This is a genomic window from Extensimonas perlucida, assembly GCF_007655255.1.
Classification (GTDB): domain Bacteria; phylum Pseudomonadota; class Gammaproteobacteria; order Burkholderiales; family Burkholderiaceae_C; genus Extensimonas; species Extensimonas perlucida.
This window is the reverse complement of sequence record NZ_VMYE01000021.1, coordinates 1-19,089: the sequence shown is the minus strand read 5'-3', so window position 1 is coordinate 19,089 and position 19,089 is coordinate 1. Positions and strand designations below refer to the sequence as shown.

Sequence of the window (19,089 nt, the reverse complement as noted above, 5' to 3'; positions counted from 1 at the left end):
CTTTCAAGGAGTTGGGATCATGCTTTCGGACCTCACGGTTCGCCAGGCCAAGGCGACCGGCAAACCGTACACCCTGGCCGACACAGACGGCCTTTCCCTCTTTGTTTCAGCCACCGGTGCAAAGGCGTGGCACTTCCGCTTCTCGTGGGGCGGCAAGCGCGACCGCATGTCCTTCGGCACGTATCCAGCGCTCTCGCTGAAGGACGCCCGTGCGCTTCGCGATGAAGCCCGCTCGCTGCTCGCCAAGGGCGTCAATCCGCACAGCGAACGCAAGCGCAGGCGGCACGCGATCGTCCTGGCCGGCGAGCACACCTTCATGGCCGTCTACGAGCAATGGCTGGCCCATCGCCGGCTCTCGCTGGAGGAAGGACGGCAGACCAGCCTTGAACAGATCGGGCGCGTCTTCAAGAAAGACGTGTTCCCCTCGCTGCGGCACCTGACCATCTACGAGATCACCCGCGCACACCTGCTGGACATCATCGGCAAGGTGGAAAAGCGCGGCTCGCTGTCGGTGGCCGAGAAGCTGAGGACCTGGTTCACCCAGTTGTTCACCTACGCCACGGTGGCGATTCCCAACATGGGCGATAACCCGTCCAGGGACCTGGAAGTGGTCGCGCTGCCATTGCCGCCGGTCGAACACAACCCGTTCCTGCGCATGCACGAGCTGCCGGTCATGCTGCAGACACTGCGCAAGTACCGCGGGCGCCTGAACACGCAGTTGGGCTTGCGGCTGTTGATGCTCACCGGTGTGCGCACTGGCGAGTTGCGCTTCGCCACGCCCGATCAGTTCGACCTCGACCGGGGCCTGTGGATCATCCCGGTGGCCAGGCTCAAGCAGCGCAAGCTGCTCACCAGGAAGAAGCGCAAGCGTCTCATCGACATCCCGCCCTACATCGTGCCGCTGTCGGTGCAGGCGCAGGAGATCGTTCGCCACCTGCTCGACAACTTCAAGCCGGCCCAGGTCTACCTGATCCCGGGCGACTGGTGCCTCAAGCATCCCGTCAGCGAGAACACGTTTAACGGGGCGCTCAAGCGCATGGGCTACGAGGACCAGCTGACCGGCCACGGCATCCGTGCCACGATCTCGACGGCGCTGAACGAACTCGGGTACCCGAAGAAATGGGTGGACGCCCAGCTCTCGCATGCCGACCCGGACAGGATCAGCGCGACCTACAACCATGCCGAATACGTCGAGCAGCGCCGCGTCATGATGCAGGACTGGGCCGATCGCCTGGACCTGTTCGAGCAGAACCAGGTCGAGGTTGCCAGCCGGCATCTGACCATCACGCTCCAAGGCCTGCCGACCATCGCCGGCCAGGCGGCCGCGCAGCCGCCGGTGGTCGACCTCTCCGCGCCGCAACTGATCGTGACCGCGCCGGCGCCCGGCCAACCCGAAGCGCCGGCATCGGTGCAGCGGCTGTCGGCCGTGCGCATGCCCGAGTACGCACGGCCGCGCCTGTCGGAGGTGCAGCGCGAACGCCAGCAAGTGCTGGAGACCTTCGAGGCGCCGCACAACCTCTCAGTGGCGGACTACGCCAGGCTCGCGGGCAAGTCGCGCCGCTGGATCACCTACGAGATCCAGGCCGGCAACCTGCTGTCGATCCACATGGGGCATCGCGGGCAGCGAGTGCCAGACTGGCAGCTCGATCCGCTCAAGCGCAGGCTGGTCCAGTCCGTGCTGAAGCAACTGCCACGGGGCATCGACACCTGGGACATCTACCACGCACTCCTGCGCTCGTACGAGGCGCTCGGGACACGGCCGGCCATCGAAGCCGTCAACCCAACGAACCTGCACCTTGCCGCGCGGCTGGTGGCCGCACAGTGCATGCAGGCGAGCGAGCCAGTCGTGACGACCGAGTTTCCTGAGCAGGTCCGGCAAAGCGTGCAGCGGCTGGTGCGCGAAGCCGTAGCTGCCGATGCCGCCGAAGTGACGCCCAGAGACTGATCGAGCCAGGGTCGCGCCGAAGTTCGGTCAGGCGCTTGCCTGGAGCGCTTGGAAGAACGGCTCCAGGCGGGTGCTGTCCGTATTTCGACGGCTCAGGAAGTACGTGGTGAGCATCAGTGCTCCCTCTTGCAAGGGACGCTGGACAACGCCAAGGGCACGATGGCCGTCGATGCGGGCGGCGGGTGCCAGGCAGACACCGTAGCCGGCGGCCACCAAGGTCATCATCAACCCGAACGATGTGGCCGTCGTGACGGCCGAGGGGACGACGCCGGCCACCGTCAGCAGTGAGTCGATTTGCCCACAGTAGCCGACACAGTCGCGCCCATCCAGGGCGATCCAATGGTGGTCGGCCGCCTGCTCCAGGGACACTGACGCAAAGGCCAGCAAGGGGTGATGGGCCGACACGGCCAATGCCAGCGCATCGCGCCAGACGGGTCGGACATCGATGCCTTCAGGGGCTGCGGGCGATTGGCAGAGGCCTGCCTCGAAAGCCCCCGCGAGCAGTCCTCGATGCTGATCCTCCAAGCGCTCTTCGTGAAGACGAATCGGGTTGTCCGGATAGCGCCGACGGTGTACCGCCATCGGTACCGACAACCTGGGATAGGCCAGGCAGTCCGACAGGGCAATGTTCAAAGGATCGGAAGCGATCATCGTGTCACCCGCACAACGCCGACACTGGAAAAAACCGCGTGCCATCGGTCAATGAGATAAGTTTAACGTGGTTTAAATTCGCGTGAAACGTGACGCTTCTGTTGATGCAGAAGCGATCAGTGCAACGCGGGAGACCTGCGGGAACAAGAACCTATGAAAGCGAGCCAGCGCGCGCTTTCGGCGTTGCCGTGCGCGAGGCACGGTCCGCGAAGGCGCTGGCGCAGGAGGTGCTGGCGGAACAGGCGGGTATCGCGCGATCGCACATGGGCAAGATCGAGCGCGGCGAGCACATGCCCACGCTGGTGTTGATCCTGCGGATCGCGAAGGGGCTGGGTTGCTCGGCCGCGGCACTGATGGCTGCGACCGAGGCGCAACTGTCCGAAAAACAGGAAGACGCTGTCTAGGTCGGCGTTGCGTCTCTCACCTACAACGAGGTAGTACGCAGGCGCCGCATTGCCGTCAGTGATTACCTATCGATAGACGGGATGGCGACGGCACAGATCCGCCACCTGCTGTCTTACTCGATCCCGCACGGCAATTAATCCAACACCACCGGTTTCCAATGCATCCAGCACGTCGCACAACCAGCCGGCCAGTTGCTCGCACTCGGCCACGCCGAAGCCGCGCGTGGTCACGGCGGGCGTGCCGATGCGCACGCCAGAGGTCACAAACGGCGAACGCGGGTCGCCCGGCACGCTGTTCTTGTTGGTGGTGATCCAGGCATCGGCCAGCGCCGCGTCCGCATCCTTACCGGTGTAGGGCCTGGCGGACAGGTCGATCAGCATCAGGTGATTGTCGGTACCGCCCGAAACGATTTTGTGGCCGCGCTGCTGGATCACGGCGGCCATGGCGCGAGCGTTCGCCACCACCTGGCGCTGGTAGGCCTTGAATGCAGGTTGCAGCGCCTCCTTGAACGCCACCGCCTTGGCGGCGATAACATGCATCAGCGGCCCGCCCTGGACGCCGGGGAATACGGCGGAGTCGAGCTTTCTGTAAAGGCCCTCGTCCTGCACTTTCGAGAGAATGATACCGCCACGCGGGCCGCGCAGGGTCTTATGGGTGGTGCTGGTGACCACGTGAGCGTGGGGCAACGGGTCAGGATACTCGCCTGTCGCCACCAGGCCGGCGACATGGGCCATGTCCACCCAGAAGATGGCACCCGCCCTGTCGGCGATGGCGCGCATGCGTGCCCAGTCCTTGTGCCGCGAATAGGCGGAGAAGCCGCCGATCAGCAGTTTCGGCCGTGCCTGCATCGCGATGCGCTCCATCTCGTCGTAGTCAATCAGCCCGGTTAGGGGGTCGAGTCCATAAGGCACGATCTTGTAATGGCGGCCGGAGAAGTTGGATGGGTTACCGTGGGTCAGGTGGCCACCCTGAGCCAAGTTCATGCCCATCACGGTATCGCCGGGGTTGGCCAGCGCCAGAAACACGGCTGCGTTGGCCTGGGCGCCGGCATGGGGCTGGACGTTGGCCCAATCACAGTCGAATAGCACCTTGAGCCGCTCGATGGCTAAGCGTTCGGCCACGTCCACATGCTCGCAGCCGCTGTAGTAGCGCTTGCCTGGGTAACCCTCGGCGTACTTGTTGGTGAACACCGAATTCTGGATGGCCATCACCAAAGGGCTCGCGTAGTTCTCGGAGGCGATCAGTTCGACATGATCCTCCTGACGGCGCGCTTCGTGGTGGACTGCCAGGGCAAGTTCCGGGTCGAAATCGGCGAGGGCAACAGAAGTGTCATACATGGTGTGCGTCCTGGTCGGGCGGATAGCGGTTGGGGTTGGACGTCATACGGTGATGTCCATCGGCTGAGCCGGAACAGACCAAACCTCGCAATCAACCAGGTCCGATGAAAGCAGGCGCGCTACACGCACCACGATGTCGTCAATCTGACGCTCGTCGCAAACGAATGGTGGCAATAGCCTGATCACGGTGTCTCGGGTCACGGTGATGAGCAGGCGCTGCTCAGCCAGCGCGCGCCCAACTAGTTCCTTGCAGGGCCGGTCCAGTTCGATACCCACCATCAGTCCCAGGCCGCGAATGGCGAGGACGTGCGGGTGACCTGCCAGCGCCTTGCGCAGGCCCACCAGCAAGCGAGCGCCCAGCACCATGGCGCGCTCGGGCATCCTGTCACGGGCCATGATGTCGAGGACGGTGCAGGCCACCCGGCAAGCCAGCGGATTGCCGCCGAAGGTCGAGCCGTGCTGGCCCGGCGAGAACAGGTCTGCCGCAATACCGCGCGCCAGGCACGCGCCGATGGGAAAGCCATTGCCCAGCGCTTTCGCCAGGGTCACCACATCCGGTGAGATGCCCGCGTGCGCGTATCCGAACCACGCGCCGGTGCGCCCCATGCCGGCCTGGATCTCGTCGAGCATCAGCAACCAGTCCCTCTGGTCGCACAAAGCGCGCAGTTCGCGCAAGTATTCGGCACTGGCCACCCGAATGCCACCCTCGCCCTGTACAGATTCGATCAACACCGCCACGATGTCCGGGGATTGTTCTGCCGCCTGGCGTACCGCGCTGATATCTCCGTAGGGAGCACGCAGAAAGCCAGGCAGCAACGGCCCGAAACCCTGCTGGTTGGCCGCGTTGTCCGTGGCGGCGAGCGTGGCCAGCGTGCGGCCATGGAAGGCGTTGCCCATGACTAGGATCTGCGGTCGTGCCACCTGCCTGCGATGGGCATGCAGCCTGGCCAGCTTGAGGGCGGTTTCGTTGGCTTCCGCACCCGAGTTGCAGAAGAAGGCGCTTTCCATCCCGGTCAGCGCACACAGGCGTTCCCCCAACTGCTCCTGCCAGTCGATGCGGAACACGTTGGAAGTGTGCAGCAGCGCCCCGGCCTGTTCGGCGATGACGGCCGCGATTTCCGGGTGGGCATGACCCAGGCTGGTAACCGCGACACCGGCAATGGCATCTAGGTACTCCACGCCCTGCTCGTCCCAGAGCCGCGCGCCGTTACCGCGCACGAATGAGACAGGTTGGCGGGCGTAGGCGCGCATCAGGTGAGGGGCGGTCGTCTGCATGGGAGATTCCTCGAATTCGGCACGGTTGGCGTAACCGTCAGTCCGTGTGTTGAAAGCCTCGGTCATCACTTCACCCTCTCGTTTGCAGGCGTAGGCGTAATGACCGATGTACGTACCCGCAGCAGCACCCGCCCGTTGAGCACAGCATGCGCCGCCAGCCCTAGCACCAACCCCCAGAACGCCCCGCCAATGCCCAGCAAGGTGATGTTGGCGGCGGCCGCCAGAAACGTGATCAGTGAGGCTTCCCGGGTCTTGGCATCGGACATGGCGGTGGCTAGGCTGCCGCCGATCGTCCCCAGCAGGGCCAGGCCCGCCAGCGTGGTGATGAAGGTCGCCGGGAAGGCCATGAAGACCGCGGCCAGCGTCACCCCGAACACGCCGATCAGAACGTAGAACACCCCAGCGGCCATCCCCGCGATCCAACGCTTGGACGGGTCTTCGTGTGCCTCCCGGCCCGTGCAGATGGCGGCGGTGATCGCCGCGATGTTGAAGGCGTGCGAACCGAACGGCGCCATCAGCAGCGAACCCAGGCCCGTGATGGTCACGATGGGGTTGGCGCTGGTCTTGAAGCCGTCATTGCGCAATACCAGCATGCCCGGCATGTACTGCCCGGTCAGGGTAATGAGGAACAGCGGCAACGCCACGCTCAACAAGGCGTTGAGCGAGAACGCGGGCATGGTGAACACCGGCGCGGCCAGTTTCAGGCTCAGTCCCGACAGATCGACGCGGCCCTGCGCCAGCAGGAATACCAATCCCAGCACCAGGATGCCCACCACCGCATAGCGCGCGGAAAAGCGCTTGAACACCAGATAGGCGGCGATCAGCAGTCCCGCCAGCAGCGGATCGACGCTCAAGCCGCCGAAGGCGCCAGTGCCGAATTGCAGCAGGATGCCGGCCAGCAGCCCGGCAGCCACGCCTGGCGGTATCAAACGGATAACGCGCTCGAACCAACCCGACAGGCCCAGCAGCACAAAGGCGGCAGCCGAGATCAGGTATGCCCCGACGGCCTCGGCATAAGGTGTGGTTGCCAGTGCTGTGACCAGAAACGCCGCTGCCGGCGTGGACCAGGCGGTGATGATCGGTTCGCGGGATACCCAGCTCAAAATGATGCCTGTCACGCCCACGCCAATGGAAATCGACCACACCCACGAGGCCGTCAGCTCCGGGCTCAGGCCCGCGACCTTGGCTGCCTGGAACACCAGGATGAAAGTGCCGCCATAGTTAACGATGACCGAAATCAGTCCGGCCATGACGGGATGGGTGAGATCGTTCCAACGAACGGGCGAAGCTGAAGGGTCCGACGGCATCATCTGAAGTGGGTTCCTGGCATGGGGACGAAAAGACCATGAGACGATAGACTTTTAATGGCATGATGTTCCCCACCAATTTTCAGATGAAGTACCTGCCAATTGTTCAGACATGCCCAACTTGAATCCGTCAAAGCCTGGCTCGGCGACCCCGCGCACGGCGCCTTGCCCCTGCATGCACGGGTACAGCGGGCCATTCGCCAGTTGATCCTGGATGGCGCGCTCGATGTAGGCCGCCCCCTGCCCGCGTCGCGCGCGTTGGCGAAGTCGCTGGGGGTGTCCCGCGACACGGTGGAGTCGGCCTATGGCCAGTTGCACGCCGAAGGTTTCATTGAGCGGCGGGTCGGCAGTGGCAGCTTCGTGTCCGAGCAGGCCCGGTGGCTGCCCGGGCGCGGCAGACCACGGCGCACGAGCGTGGATCGCAAGGCACCCCTGCGCCTGAGCCGGCGCGGCGATGCCATGCTCCAGGGCGGCGGCGTGCGCGACTTCCTGATGTCGCGCCCCTTCGCGCCCGGCGTGCCGGAGACGCGCAGCTTTCCGCTGCCAACCTGGGAGCGCTTGCAGCGGCAGGTGTTGAAGGAGTACGGCACCCTGGCGCTGCTGCACAGCCCACCGCAGGGCATGGAGCCGTTGCGACGCGCCATTGCCGCCTACGTCAACCTCGAACGAGGCGCGCAGGCCACACCCGAGCGCGTGCTGGTGCTGACCAGTTCCCAACAGGCCATGACCCTGTGCGCCACCGTGCTGCTCGATGCTGGCGAGCGCATCTTCATCGAAGACCCCGTGTACCACGGGGCGCGCAAGGCATTTGACGCCGCCGGGTTGGATTGCGTGCCCGTGCCGATGGATGACCAAGGCATGCAGATAGCGCACCTGCTGGCAAAGGCGCAGACCCCTTGCAATGCCGCCCGGGCGGTGTTCCTGACGCCCTCGCACCAGTTCCCAACCGGGGCTACGCTGGCGTTGGACCGGCGCTTGGCCGTCATCGAATGGGCCCGCCAGCACCAGGCTTGGATCATCGAGGACGACTACGACAGCGAATTCCACTACGAAGGCAAGCCCACCGCATGCGTACAGGGGCTCGACCCCCACGGCCGCACGATCTACATCGGCACCTTCACCAAGTCGCTGTTCCCCGGCCTGCGCATCGGCTACATGGTGCTGCCGGAGGCTCTGGTGTCGCCCATGACCGTGGCCCGCACCCTGCTGGATGGGCACAGCGCACCGATCCCGCAGCTCACCCTGGCTCGCTTCATCGAGGGTGGGCATTTCGGAGCCCATGTGCGAACCATGCGGGCCGTCTATGCGGAACGCCGCGATGTGCTGGCGCAGCTGGTGCGCCAGCACCTGGCCGACTTCGTGGAGCCCAGGGTGCCCGCTGGCGGGATGCAGATGCCTTGCGTGTTCATCCGCGACATTCCCGAGCGCGAGGCGGTGGAATCGGCACGGCGGGTCGGCATCGACCTGCTGGGGCTGACCGCGCTGCATGCATCGCGCCGCCATGCATCGGGCAGGGATGGGGCCGGTTTCCTCATGGGATTTGCTGCCCATGCACCCCATGAACTGGAGATCGCTGTCAAGAAGCTGGCAAGCGTGCTGCGTGCGCTGTGTCGCCGATCACCATGAGGCGCGCTGGCGCCTTTCGTGCTGCTAGCTCCGCGTCAGGGACAGGTAGGGGTTGTCCGGCGGGACTTCCGCGAACAATGTCGAAGGCGTCGCCAACAGATAGCCGTGCAACCGCCGCGACTTGCGCGGCCCGGTGACTTCGCAGGTCCAGATGTTCAGGCCGCTGTCCTGTTTGCGGTGCAGTCCCAGCTTCTCGAAGCGCTTCTGCACCCATTGCCAGTCGTGCAGATTGTCCTGCCGGGCCAGCACCTGGATCTCCGGATGTTCCTGCACGTAGCGCTGGAAAACGCCGGGGCTGACCAGGTACGCCGTCCCATCGACGGTATGCACCAATGCCTTCGCATCGTTGATGATGAGCTTGCGCGACTCGATGCCGTGCTTGAGCCAGGCGATGAAGTTTTCCCCGGACGGCGTGGCCCTCGCGGGAGCCGGCATGGCGGCAGGACTGGTCGGCGCCAAATGAGCCACTGCCACAGGTGCGGCGGCGGATGGTGATGGTGGTTCCGCGCTGGCGGACGATGCACTGGTGGTGGCTGCGTCGGACGCATCGAGCACCGACAGCAGATCGGAGACCGGGTCCGCGATCCCGGCCTGGCAATCCGCTACCCCAGGGGACGGTGAGGTGGCCGGGATGCCGGCGGAGGCCGGCGCTGCCTCATCGCCAGGGAGGGCCTCTTCCGTCGTGACCGTGCCCGCGAACGGTGCGGGACGCTCGCCCGACTCCCAGATCAAGGCCGGCGACAGGCGCAGGAAGGTAAAGCTGTGCGACCAGCCGGTGCCGCTCGTGACGGTGGCCCGCCAGATCGCCTTCCCATCCGGGGCGGGCTGCACGATCCCATGGTCCTGGAGCACCGTGAAGACGGCGGTGTTGTTCGATGGAATGCCTTCGATGCCCTGCGACAGGAGGTGCGCGCGCAGCTTGTCGCTGACCGTCTTGCTGACGAGCCAGAGTGCCTCCGGGGTCAGCCATCCATCCGACGGGCCGCCGGGCTGGTTCAGCTTGAATTCCTCGCGCAGCAGGTAGCGCAGGCCATCCAGCAGCTTGCGCTGCAACGCATGCTTCGGCGCCGCCATCGCCCTGGCCGGATCACCGCCGAGCGCCAGGGCCACCGATGCCTGGTCAGCCTTGACGACCAGCTCTCCAAGCGTGCCGGCATGCTCGTACTGGCCCGCCAGCACGTACAGCAGCGCCGACCACAGGTCCTGGTAGTCGCTCAGCCAGTCGAGGATGCCGGCATCGAGCACACGGGTGTAGAGCAGTCCCGTGGCGGCGCCATGCAGCCGGTACTCGCGATCCGTCCGGTAACGAAAGCGGTACGGCTGCCGCAGCGGCCCGTGCCAGGGGTGCCAGACCAGGCCATCGGCCTGCTCGACGTGCAGGTCGACCGCGATCTTGCCAATGTCGTGCAGCAACGCGGCGTAGGCGGTCCCGGCGGTCCAGGCCTCGGCTTGCGCGGCCTGGGCCTCGGGCGAGGCGCCGGCCGGAAGCAAGTGGGACTGCCTCAGTTTGAGCGCGTAGGCCACGATCTCCAGGCCGTGGTCCAGCATGCCGCCCGGCCATGCATGGTGATACGCCTCCGAGGCCGGGAACTGCTGGACCAGCTCGGCGTAGCGCTCCAGCGGCGCGAGGTACAGCGAGCGGAACTGCCGACGCGACAGCGAGGTGCGCTGCCAGATGTGTTCCAGCAGCCGCTGCCGGCGCGGCTCCGCCAGCAGCGCTGCGGCCGACTGCGGTGGCGTCAGCCCTTTGGCAGGCTCGGCAGGAGGTGGCGCGGCGGCGGTGGCCAGCGGCACCCGTTTGCGCTGGAACAGCGAAAGCATGGCGACATCCTGGTGATGGGCTGGCCGGAGGAGCCTTTTGGCCTTTTCGGGTAGGGCCTTTCCCCTTGAGGCCATTCCCTTGCTCCATCCCCAGCCCTTTGGCCTTCGACAAGCCCTTTGATATAGGGGCAGTCGGCTTCGTGTGCCGCAATCAATGCGGAGCCGGTGCGCTCCAGGATCGAGCGGAACAGGCACTGTGTTTTCACCAGATCAGTCCGTTTCAACCGGCGCTGAAAGCGCAGCAGGCCCTGAAACCCCTGCGCCCGAAGGCATGCTTGTCGAGAATGAAGTAAGGAAGTAAGATTTCCTTTGAAACTTATGGAGGCCTCCCATGCTTGCCAAGCTCACATCGAAAAATCAGATCACGCTGCCCAAGGCGGCCGTGTCCGGCGTGGATGCGGCGGAGTACTTCGACGTCACCGTCGAGGGCGGCCGGATCATCCTGACGCCGGTGCGGGTCCAGAAGGCCCAGGCCGTGCGCGAGAAGCTGGAGCAACTCGGGATCACCGAGCAGGACGTTGAGGATGCCGTGGCCTGGGCACGGCAGTGATGCGCAGGGTCGTCCTCGACACCAACATCGTGCTGTCGGCGCTGATCTTCAGTGCCGGACGCCTGGCCTGGATACGCCACGCCTGGCAGCACCAGCAGTTGCAGCCGCTTGTCTGCCGGGAGACGGCCAGTGAACTCCTGCGCGTCCTGGCCTATCCCAAGTTCAAGCTGTCGACCTCGGAACAGCAGGAGTTGCTGGCGGACTTTCTGCCCTACGCCGATGTGGTGGAACTGCCTGCGCCATGGCCAGACCTGCCGGTCTGCCGCGACAAGAAGGACCAAGTGTTCCTGGTGCTCGCGCATGTCGGCAAGGCGGATGCGTTGATCACGGGGGATGCGGACATTCTCGCCATGCGAGAGGACTTTCCCGGCTTGATCATGACCGCCGAAGCATTCGCGGCGCGGCAGGCATGAAGGAAACCGGCACGGCCTTGCCCAACGACCGTGGAACGACCATGAGGTAGCCAACCATGAAGCACACCGCACGCATGACCACCGCAGCGCGACTCGGCCGCTGGCTGGGCGGTGTATGGGGCGGTTGCCTGCGCGCGGAGCGTCGGGTGCATCAATGGCTGATGGCGCAAGGACTGCCGGCGGGCGGTGCAGCGGTGCTGATCTGGGGAGTCAAGCTGGCGACCCTCGGCGTGTTGCTGTATGTCTCGGTCTGGGCGGCGCTGTTGCTGGTCGCTCTCGCTGTGGCAGCCAGGATGGCGGAGCAAGCGCCGCAAGGTGACGATGATTTCCTCGGACGCAAGGCCGAAGAGCTGGATCATCGCGAAAGCCTTGCCTACGACCCCATCAACTACAGCGATGACCCAGATCCACGATTCGAAGACGATTGAACCGGCGGTTGGAGCTATTTCTGCTTGGCCGCACCGATCATCAAGCCGCCGCCCCTGCCACCGGCTTGTCCGGCATCCCGCGTGCCAGTACTCAATCCTTGAAGCACGTTGCCTGCACGGATACCAGCCCAGGCCAATGCCGCCACCCAGAACGTGGGCAAGATCAAGAACATCGTGGCCATCACGAAGTTCAACAGCATGTCTCCGAAGGTGTTGTTGAGGCCCACCAGCGGATCGAAGTTCGTGTGCGGCCGGTTCCAGCCCCACCCCCAGCCGTAGAGCGCATCCAGGATCGTCGAGTCGATCCAGCGGGCGAGCTGAAACCAGAATTCGGTGAAGAACAGCGCGAACTGCACCACGCTCACCGTGACCATGGTCTTGAGGTCATAGGTGCCGATCAGCAGCACCAGCGGGATGCAGATGACCAGCGCCATCTTGAGCAGGGACAGCACCATCGGCAGCGCCTGCCGCACCACGTCCATCGCCGGGAAATAGCCCAGTGATCCGACGGTCAGCCCCACGTCGCTGGCGGCACGAGTGACGATGTTGGGCAGCGTCATGTCGATCTGGCCACCGTAGTCCGTGTAGACCGCCCCCTGGTTGAGCTTCTGCTGGCGAGGGCTTGCGATAGCGCGGATCACCGAGTCGTTGACCTCGGCCTGGCTCAGGAAGCCTGCCCAGCCCGCCAATCGCGTCAGCAGGTTGGGATCGACCTGGGCCAGCAGTCGTGCCCGCAGGCCATGGCCGCCGTCGGACCACCACTGCCGGCAGGTCGGGTAGCCGCCCCCGCCGGGCACCTGGGCCAGCCCAGCGTCGCGCGTGGCGTCGAACGGCCAAGCATCGCGCGGTGTCCTGGAGCGGTAGCTGTCGTAGAAGCCGGCGGTGCCGACGAAGTAGCTGGAGCCGATCCAGGTGACGTCGTGCATCTGCTCCTCGCTCAGGCTGGGCCGGGTCATGAACAGCTTGGCGCGGGCGGGGCCATAGCAGTCGCGGGTAAAGTCGCTGACCTCCTGGGCCAGCACCGGATCGTCGATGCGGGTCGCGTCGATGTCCATGCGGATCTGCCGCAGGTCGGTGCCGCAGGGAATGGCCGCGACCGAGGCGCCGGTGATAGCGCGCGAGATCGCGTGCATGGCGAACCACCACACCGGCACCTTCGCCGACTGGTTGTTGATCGTGCTGAACGATTGCGACCAGCCGGTATCGGTCGGCTCCGGGACGCTTACCTGACATTGGGTCGAACGCGACCGGTCGTAGCGGATGGTGTTGAGATCGACGTCGATGAAGGGGATGCCCGCGAACATGATCACCACGATGGCGACGAAGACGCGGTTCTCGATGCGAGCCGAGGACAGCACGCCCTTGTTGCCTTCGTCCGCGCCTTCCGCGCGGGCCTTCAACCATTCCTGGATGACGATCGCCAGGAACGGGACGGCGAACATGCCGCTGGCGACCAGCACCGACCAGATGCCGTTGTGGACTACCCAGGACACCAGTGTCAGGTAGTACTCCAGGTAGTCGGTGGTGTACAGCGTCATGGCGAACCTCGCGCTACCGTGCCTGCGTCAGCAGGCTGGCTTCCAGCACGATCACGGCGACGATGGCCGCAACCTCCGCGCGCAGCAGCCGCTGCCCGGCGGCGCCCTCCGGTTCCCGCGCGCGCAGGCGACGGCGCATCCAGAGCCAACCCCAGGCGGTGGCGGCGTACAGCAATAGCCGCCAGGCCAGGAAGGCCCCGGATTGCGCCGCCATCCAGCGCTGCCAGCCCTCGATGCCGCCCGCAATGCGGATGCCGACCACATTGACGGCGGTCGCGGCGATCAGCAGCGACACCGCCCACACCAGCACCAGGATGGCACGCCGGCTGGACAGCCAGCGCAGGCACCGCCCCACGGTATTCATGGATGGCTTCCGCCAGACGGCGGCCGCTGCAGTTCATCGACCCGATTGCGCACCGGGTCACCCTCGTAGATGCCACGCGCACCGGCGGCGCGGGTGCTGTGGCGCTGGATGATCGCCATCGGCGAGTTGCTGGCCAGTTCGCGGCGCAGTTCCAGCTCTGCCTTCAGGTTGTGAATCTCACGATCGAGGATGTCGCTTTCGTGGGTGACGGCCTTCTGGGCCAGTTCGTTGGCGGCCACGTTGGGCTCCTTGCGCCCGGTCAGCAGCGTGCGTTGCAGCAGCAGCGCCTTCTCCAGCACGCTGGACAGCGCAACCTCCGAGGCCAGGCGCCGAGCCAGGATGTCCTGGTCCGTCTCGTCGCGCAGCGCCTCGATCACGCCACGGGTGATGGGCAGCGACGCGCTACTCGCAGCCTGCAGGTTCTGCGCCGTGGTCGGACGGCTGCCGGCGACCAGCTCCTGCAGGGCCTGCAGCTTGTCCTCGTATTCCTCCTGAATCAGCGGGGTCAGGCCAACGCCCGGCGTGGTGACGGTCTTGGTGCATGCATCGCAGGTGCGCTGCTCCTGCTCGCCCAGCACGCGAATGGCCCAGGCTGCGGCGGCATCGGGCGAACTCCAGGTCTGGCATGCCAGGTTGCCGCTGCAACTGGCTTGCGGAATCGAACTGGCATCGCCGACGCCACGGCCATTGAGCAGGTTGTAGCCGGCGCGGGTCACGTCGCCGACCACACGCACCGGACGTTGGCCCGCGCCGCCAGCGTTGTCTCCGCCGACCCACGGCACGCCATTGTTGCCACGGTTCGCCTCGGCGTCGTCGATCGCCGAGACCGCATCGGTGCTCGCGACGGCCTGCTTCAGCGCCATGCCTTCGGCGAGCTGGTCCCAGCCGAGCTGCCCACCCGCCATGTCGGCCATGCGATTGGCGATGGCACGGCAGGTCAGCTTGCTGCGATCGAAATCCAGCCTGGCTTGCAGTACCCCGTTGGTCAACAGGTTGTACAGCCCTGGATCGGCGCGCTGGATGATCAAGGCGGGCAGCGACGCCACGGCAGCGGTGGCGTTCTGGATCACCGAGGACATGATGGCCTGGAAGCCATTGGTGATGCCGTTCAATTGGTTCTGCAGCGTGGTGGTGATGCTCATGTCGCCACAGATCAGGTTGCTGTTCCAGCCGACGCCAACGCCGATGGAGTGCATGTTGGCCGCACCGCTCATGGACACCGCGCGGCCGCCCCCAATGCTGTAGAGCACGTCGTCGCCGATCACGCTGCCTTGATGCTGGACGCCGTACTCGTTGACGCTGGTCTGCGCGCCGGCGCTGGAGTAGCACAACGCTGCGACAACGGCCAATGCGACGTACAGAAATCGACGGGCGCTCGGAAATGAAGTCGTCATGGCATCGGGTCTCACAGGAAATCGACGCTGCCGAGGAACACCTGGCCGCGGCGCTGGCAGCAGCTATAAGGACGCCACAATGCCCAGGCGTAGTCGCCTCGCCGGGCCTGCACCTTGGCATTGCCGTGGGGGAATACCGCGCAACTGCTGGACAGCGTGGGGGTCAGCTCCTGCCACTTGCCCGTGGCGGCATCGGTTTCCATCAGGGCGCCGGCCGGCCAGTAGCCATCGCGCGAACTGGCGAGCAGCGGTTGGTAGACGTGGATCTGGTTGCGGCGCGTCACGATGTCACCCGCGCGCTGGGCGACCACGGCTGCGGCCTTGTGGTCATCCACCTGGTGCAGGAAGCCGCCACGCGGATAGACGTTGCCCCAGAGATTCATGGCCGTGCGCGTGCCGATCTCGCGCCGGCCGGGAATCAGTGCTTCCGGATACAGCGCCTCGGGGATGTTGTAGCGCCATGCCAGCGTGTCGAGCGTGCTCAGCAGATAGGGCATGAAGGCGGTGCCTGCGCCCTCGCAGGTGTAGCCGGACGCGCTGGCGAACTGGCTGAACACATGGCCACCGGGATGGCCGATGACGTCGGCGTTCTTGAACTTCGCCAGGTTGTTCTCGTGATCCTCGTTGGTGGTGCCGTCGCCGCCGGCCTTCGCGGTCGGGTTCGGCAGGCTCATCGCCCGCACCTCGATCCAAGGGTTCTCGCCGGTGTTCGAGTAGCTCGACACCACGGCATCCGGGATGTAGTGGCGCACCTTGACCGAGGTGCGCACGGTGCATCCCGTCCAGGTGCAATAGAGCCAGTAGCAGATGCCGGTGACGCGGTATTCCATGCAATCCGGCGACAGGGTGGAGGCCACGATGGTGGCGGTGTTCAGTGCGAAGGACGATGCGGAACACCCCAGCAGCAGCGCTGCGACGGCCAACCGCTGGCGCCGGGATGGCGCGAACGGACGCCTCGTCATGGCTGCGTCCTCCGGTATTGGTCGATGCGGGCAACCGCACGGGCCACGTCCGTCTCGCCATAGACCACGTATCGGCGATCCACCAAGATGGCCGGAACCTTGGTGACGCCAAGGCTCCAGGCGTCGGCAATGCCCTGGTAGGCGGTGCCGATCCTGCGCTGCAGGTCCGTACCGCCCTGCTTCAGGCGCTGCTGGACGATGGCGCTGGCGCGCTCTGAATCGGAGGGTAGGTTGGCGGCCAGGTCAGCTTCAAGCACCGCGGCAGCGTCCAGGATGACGTGTCGGTCAGCCTGGCCATGGACCGGATGATGCGAGTCGGTAACGACCCATACTTCCGCCGCGGCGGCGCGGGTGGCCAATGCCAGGATGGCAATGCCCGAAGCAAACCATGCTGAGCGAGCGCGAGCGGCATGAGGAACAGCGCGAGGGTCCATGAGACAACACCGGAGGGAAGCCAATCCGGTGACAGTCGAACCGAAACCAGGCCTCGACGCGACAAACAAAGCGGAGACCACCTTGCCCCGTTTTCACCATCCCTGTCCGCCCCGACTCGCTGATCGGACCTGCGCGCTTGCCAAAAGCTGACTGTGTGCAGTGGATGGGTATGGGCCAATCCGGTCTCGTGGCCAAGCTGTTCACACCGGACGCCGACGTGGCTTGACTGCTGACCGAGATTGATCTCGGCGATGACAATGACCACGCATTTGGTCTTTGCGATCTGGGCCTGGGACGCCGGAAATCGGCTGGGTCAGTCTGGGCGAACTGGCGACGGTGCTCGGCCGGCTGGGCCTGCCGATCGAACGCGACCCGTGGTTCCGTGCCGAGGAGCGATTGAGCGCCTGTGCGCGCGATGAGCGGCTGGCCGGGCGGATCGTTGTTTGACGCGGCCATTGGATCGTCGCAAGGCGTTCCTGTCCACTACGTTGAATCAGTGCAACGCCTTTTCGCCCGGGCGCAGCGTCAAGACGCGCACACCGCTCGCAGTGACGGCCACGGTATGCTCGAACTGAGCCGACAATTGCCCGTCACGCGTGACGACCGTCCACCCATCGACCTCTGTTCGGACGGCGGACCGCCCCTTGTTTACCATCGGCTCGATGGTAAACACCATCCCTTCCCGAAGCGCCAGACCCGTTCGCGGTTTACCCCAGTGCAGCACTTGCGGCTCCTCGTGCATTTCACGGCCGATGCCGTGGCCACAGTATTCCCTAACGATCGAATAGCCATTCCTGCGGGCATGCCGCTCGATAGCGTGGCCCACGTCGCCGAGCGTGGCGCCTGGGCGGACGGCCTGGATGCCTTTCCACATCGCTTCATAAGCCACTTGCACGAGCCGCTTCGCCTGGTGTGACACCTCGCCGACCAGATAGGTCTTGCTGGAATCGGCGATGTAGCCGTTCTTCTCCAGCGTGATGTCGAAATTGACGATGTCCCCGTCCTGCAGAATGTCCTTGGCGGAAGGAACGCCGTGGCAGACCACATGGTTGCGGGAGGCGTTGAGCGCGTAGGCGTACCCGTATTGCCCTTTGCTGGCCGGGCGCGCTTTGAGTTCATAGACGATGAAGTCATCGACTAGATCGTTGACCTGCATCGTGGACATGCCGATCAGGTTCAGCCGATCAAGATGGCTGAACACCTGCGCCAAAAGCTGGCCTGACTCGGCCATCAGCGCGATTTCTTCTGGGCGCTTGGTCATGCCGACCCCATCTTGATGGGTTGCGCCACAACGCCTGCGGCCCGCAGCTCACGGGTGACGATGTCGTTGAAGCTCAGTGTCGGGTTCATTTCGCACAGCATGCCGATCCTGATCCAGAAGGCCGCCTGCGCATTGATTGACCGGCACGATACCGCGCTGGCCTTGCGCAGTTGGTCATGCAGATCCTCGTCGATGTTCACGATACCCATGTGCTTTGATCTATATGAAACATATATGAATCATATAGTCTGGCTAGCCAATGGTGCAAGTGAGCTGATGACGTGACTAAAGACGGGGGCATTGATGTCTGGGCCTCCCCGGCCAAGGAAGATGACCGGTCGCGCTGTCGTGCTTTGCATCGAACCCCCTTCGGGGCTTCGCCCCTGTCGGGCTTCCATCGTTCCCTCGCTTCGCTCGGCTAGCACCTTCGGCCCCGCTTCCTGTTTCTGCCCTACGCTCCGCTTGCGTGCGGTTTGGCAGACAGGGCGGCCGTTGCCATGTCCAGCAGTTTTCTCCGACCTATCACCTGTCGACGACAGTAGCCCGCGCCCGTGTCGTCGCGTGCTCATCGACAACGGTGCACGTGAGTACGCATGCTGCAGGGCCGCGTTCGGATCAGCATCCAGGGCAACCGCCGCAAGTTGGTCTCGCCTTCAGCAGCGATGAATCGCTTCGAGAACGAAGTCGGCCCGCTCGGCCACACTGGCGCGCGGAAGCAACCTGACTTCGTAGCCGAGTGCCCGGTAGGTTGCATCCAGGTGGGCGTATTCCGCCTCAGCCTCGGGAAAACCGTGCCGCCGCGCCTCGTCTGCGCAATAGATGTCCGGCCAGGGCGGTGCGAGGAACACGAGCCGCCCATAAGGGCGGGATTCGCCCAGACTTTGCGCCAACGGTACCCCGTAGAGTCGTTGAAGCGCTGCAGCGGCGTCGATCAACCCTCGGTCGAAGAAGACCGGACCAGCGTCCCGTGCCGCGCCTTCGAGATCCATGGCGGCGACGCGCAGCGCCTCCCGCAGAAAGGCCGCCATGTCGGTCCATGGCAAGGCGTTGCCGCCCTGTCGAATCTGCTCGGCGATGATCCTCCGCCCGGGTTCGGCGACGGTCGCATGACCACGCCGCCGCAGCTCCCCGAGCAAGGTCGACTTGCCGCCGCCGGAGCACCCCGAAATGACCACCTGAGATGGCATCGGCGTCATGTCAGGGTTTGCTTCGACCAGCAGACGGTTTGTCAATTCACTTGTCATCATTGGTTAACGTGAAAGACACCAGTGCCCAGACGAGCCGGGGCCTGACCTGACGCTGGCCATGGCGAGGAGTGGACGTTTTTGTGGTCGTGGGCGCAATGCCCGAAGGGTTCAGACGGGCTTGGGCATATAG

Annotated in this window: 19 protein-coding genes and 1 pseudogene; 7 read left to right on the top strand and 13 right to left on the bottom strand. The window is 65.0% G+C overall.

Translation table 11 applies throughout. From position 1 onward, the window contains the following. Nucleotides 1–19 precede the first annotated feature (19 nt). Complete coding sequence (locus tag FK527_RS14180) at nt 20–1,945, top strand: tyrosine-type recombinase/integrase (RefSeq protein WP_144735143.1); 1,926 nt, start codon at nt 20–22, stop codon at nt 1,943–1,945. Between the two features lie 27 nt (nt 1,946–1,972). Here the strand turns inward: FK527_RS14180 and FK527_RS14175 are convergent, their stop codons facing one another. After that, nucleotides 1,973–2,596: a LysR family substrate-binding domain-containing protein gene (locus FK527_RS14175; protein WP_124175312.1), complete on the bottom strand. Its 624-nt coding sequence runs from the start codon at nt 2,594–2,596 to the stop codon at nt 1,973–1,975. A 104-nt stretch (nt 2,597–2,700) separates the two neighbouring features. On the opposite strand from FK527_RS14175, the gene FK527_RS14170 reads away from it, so the two are divergent. Next, nucleotides 2,701–3,000 carry a helix-turn-helix domain-containing protein gene (locus FK527_RS14170; RefSeq protein ID WP_024889555.1) on the top strand — a complete coding sequence of 100 codons (300 nt, stop codon included), beginning with the start codon at nt 2,701–2,703 and terminating at the stop codon, nt 2,998–3,000. A gap of 66 nt (nt 3,001–3,066) precedes the next feature. On the opposite strand, the gene glyA is transcribed toward FK527_RS14170, so the two are convergent. The 3 genes from glyA to FK527_RS14155 form a co-directional block, all read right to left on the bottom strand. Continuing rightward, nucleotides 3,067–4,338: a serine hydroxymethyltransferase gene (gene glyA / locus FK527_RS14165; RefSeq protein WP_144735141.1), complete on the bottom strand. Its 1,272-nt coding sequence runs from the start codon at nt 4,336–4,338 to the stop codon at nt 3,067–3,069. 42 nt (nt 4,339–4,380) lie between these two features. Further along, entirely contained in the window at nt 4,381–5,613 is a 1,233-nt protein-coding gene (locus tag FK527_RS14160; protein WP_039748486.1) for an aspartate aminotransferase family protein, read from the bottom strand. A 65-nt stretch (nt 5,614–5,678) separates the two neighbouring features. Next, nucleotides 5,679–6,920 (bottom strand): benzoate/H(+) symporter BenE family transporter, encoded by a 1,242-nt coding sequence (locus tag FK527_RS14155; protein WP_121411148.1) that lies wholly within the window; start codon nt 6,918–6,920, stop codon nt 5,679–5,681. 102 nt (nt 6,921–7,022) lie between these two features. Here FK527_RS14155 and pdxR point away from each other — a divergent pair, with 102 nt between their 5' ends. Beyond that, nucleotides 7,023–8,546, top strand: coding sequence for a MocR-like pyridoxine biosynthesis transcription factor PdxR (pdxR, locus tag FK527_RS14150; RefSeq protein WP_026353010.1), 1,524 nt, complete (start codon nt 7,023–7,025; stop codon nt 8,544–8,546). A 24-nt stretch (nt 8,547–8,570) separates the two neighbouring features. On the opposite strand, the gene mobH is transcribed toward pdxR, so the two are convergent. Further along, nucleotides 8,571–10,367, bottom strand: a complete 1,797-nt coding sequence (gene mobH / locus FK527_RS14145) for a MobH family relaxase (RefSeq protein WP_020649366.1) — start codon at nt 10,365–10,367, stop codon at nt 8,571–8,573. A gap of 331 nt (nt 10,368–10,698) precedes the next feature. Here mobH and FK527_RS14140 point away from each other — a divergent pair, with 331 nt between their 5' ends. Genes FK527_RS14140 through FK527_RS14130 form a run of 3 tightly spaced genes read left to right on the top strand, consistent with a single transcriptional unit; the run spans nt 10,699 to nt 11,758 of the window. Continuing rightward, nucleotides 10,699–10,917, top strand: a complete 219-nt coding sequence (locus FK527_RS14140) for an AbrB/MazE/SpoVT family DNA-binding domain-containing protein (RefSeq protein ID WP_020649367.1) — start codon at nt 10,699–10,701, stop codon at nt 10,915–10,917. Continuing rightward, complete coding sequence (locus tag FK527_RS14135) at nt 10,917–11,330, top strand: putative toxin-antitoxin system toxin component, PIN family (protein WP_020649368.1); 414 nt, start codon at nt 10,917–10,919, stop codon at nt 11,328–11,330. Before FK527_RS14140 ends, FK527_RS14135 begins: the two co-directional genes overlap by 1 nt. A gap of 56 nt (nt 11,331–11,386) precedes the next feature. Further along, nucleotides 11,387–11,758 carry a DUF3742 family protein gene (locus FK527_RS14130; RefSeq protein WP_024889561.1) on the top strand — a complete coding sequence of 124 codons (372 nt, stop codon included), beginning with the start codon at nt 11,387–11,389 and terminating at the stop codon, nt 11,756–11,758. 14 nt (nt 11,759–11,772) lie between these two features. On the opposite strand, the gene FK527_RS14125 is transcribed toward FK527_RS14130, so the two are convergent. The 5 genes from FK527_RS14125 to FK527_RS14105 are packed head-to-tail and all read right to left on the bottom strand — an operon-like array spanning nt 11,773 to nt 16,450. After that, nucleotides 11,773–13,296: a conjugal transfer protein TraG N-terminal domain-containing protein gene (locus FK527_RS14125; RefSeq protein ID WP_144735139.1), complete on the bottom strand. Its 1,524-nt coding sequence runs from the start codon at nt 13,294–13,296 to the stop codon at nt 11,773–11,775. Between the two features lie 13 nt (nt 13,297–13,309). Next, nucleotides 13,310–13,660 carry a hypothetical protein gene (locus tag FK527_RS14120; RefSeq protein WP_009463266.1) on the bottom strand — a complete coding sequence of 117 codons (351 nt, stop codon included), beginning with the start codon at nt 13,658–13,660 and terminating at the stop codon, nt 13,310–13,312. Beyond that, a complete protein-coding gene (locus FK527_RS14115) occupies nt 13,657–15,054 on the bottom strand; it encodes an integrating conjugative element protein (RefSeq protein WP_144735137.1) in 1,398 nt (465 codons plus the stop codon). Before FK527_RS14115 ends, FK527_RS14120 begins: the two co-directional genes overlap by 4 nt. Before the next feature lie 11 nt (nt 15,055–15,065). Next, nucleotides 15,066–16,016: a TIGR03756 family integrating conjugative element protein gene (locus FK527_RS14110; protein ID WP_144735135.1), complete on the bottom strand. Its 951-nt coding sequence runs from the start codon at nt 16,014–16,016 to the stop codon at nt 15,066–15,068. Continuing rightward, the gene (locus tag FK527_RS14105) at nt 16,013–16,450 is read right to left on the bottom strand and encodes a TIGR03757 family integrating conjugative element protein (RefSeq protein WP_144735133.1); all 438 of its coding nucleotides are present in this window, start codon (nt 16,448–16,450) and stop codon (nt 16,013–16,015) included. Before FK527_RS14105 ends, FK527_RS14110 begins: the two co-directional genes overlap by 4 nt. 188 nt (nt 16,451–16,638) lie before the next feature. On the opposite strand from FK527_RS14105, the pseudogene FK527_RS14100 reads away from it, so the two are divergent. Further along, nucleotides 16,639–16,898: pseudogene (locus FK527_RS14100) on the top strand (DUF2958 domain-containing protein); the annotation flags it as partial. A 46-nt stretch (nt 16,899–16,944) separates the two neighbouring features. Here FK527_RS14100 and map read toward each other — a convergent pair. From map to FK527_RS14085, 3 genes are all read right to left on the bottom strand, one after another. Further along, the gene (gene map / locus FK527_RS14095; protein WP_020649374.1) at nt 16,945–17,712 is read right to left on the bottom strand and encodes a type I methionyl aminopeptidase; all 768 of its coding nucleotides are present in this window, start codon (nt 17,710–17,712) and stop codon (nt 16,945–16,947) included. After that, a complete protein-coding gene (locus FK527_RS14090) occupies nt 17,709–17,921 on the bottom strand; it encodes a ParD-like family protein (RefSeq protein WP_144735131.1) in 213 nt (70 codons plus the stop codon). The genes map and FK527_RS14090 overlap by 4 nt, the downstream gene beginning before the upstream one ends. Before the next feature lie 444 nt (nt 17,922–18,365). Further along, nucleotides 18,366–18,908, bottom strand: a complete 543-nt coding sequence (locus FK527_RS14085) for an AAA family ATPase (RefSeq protein ID WP_020649376.1) — start codon at nt 18,906–18,908, stop codon at nt 18,366–18,368. Nucleotides 18,909–19,089 lie beyond the last annotated feature (181 nt).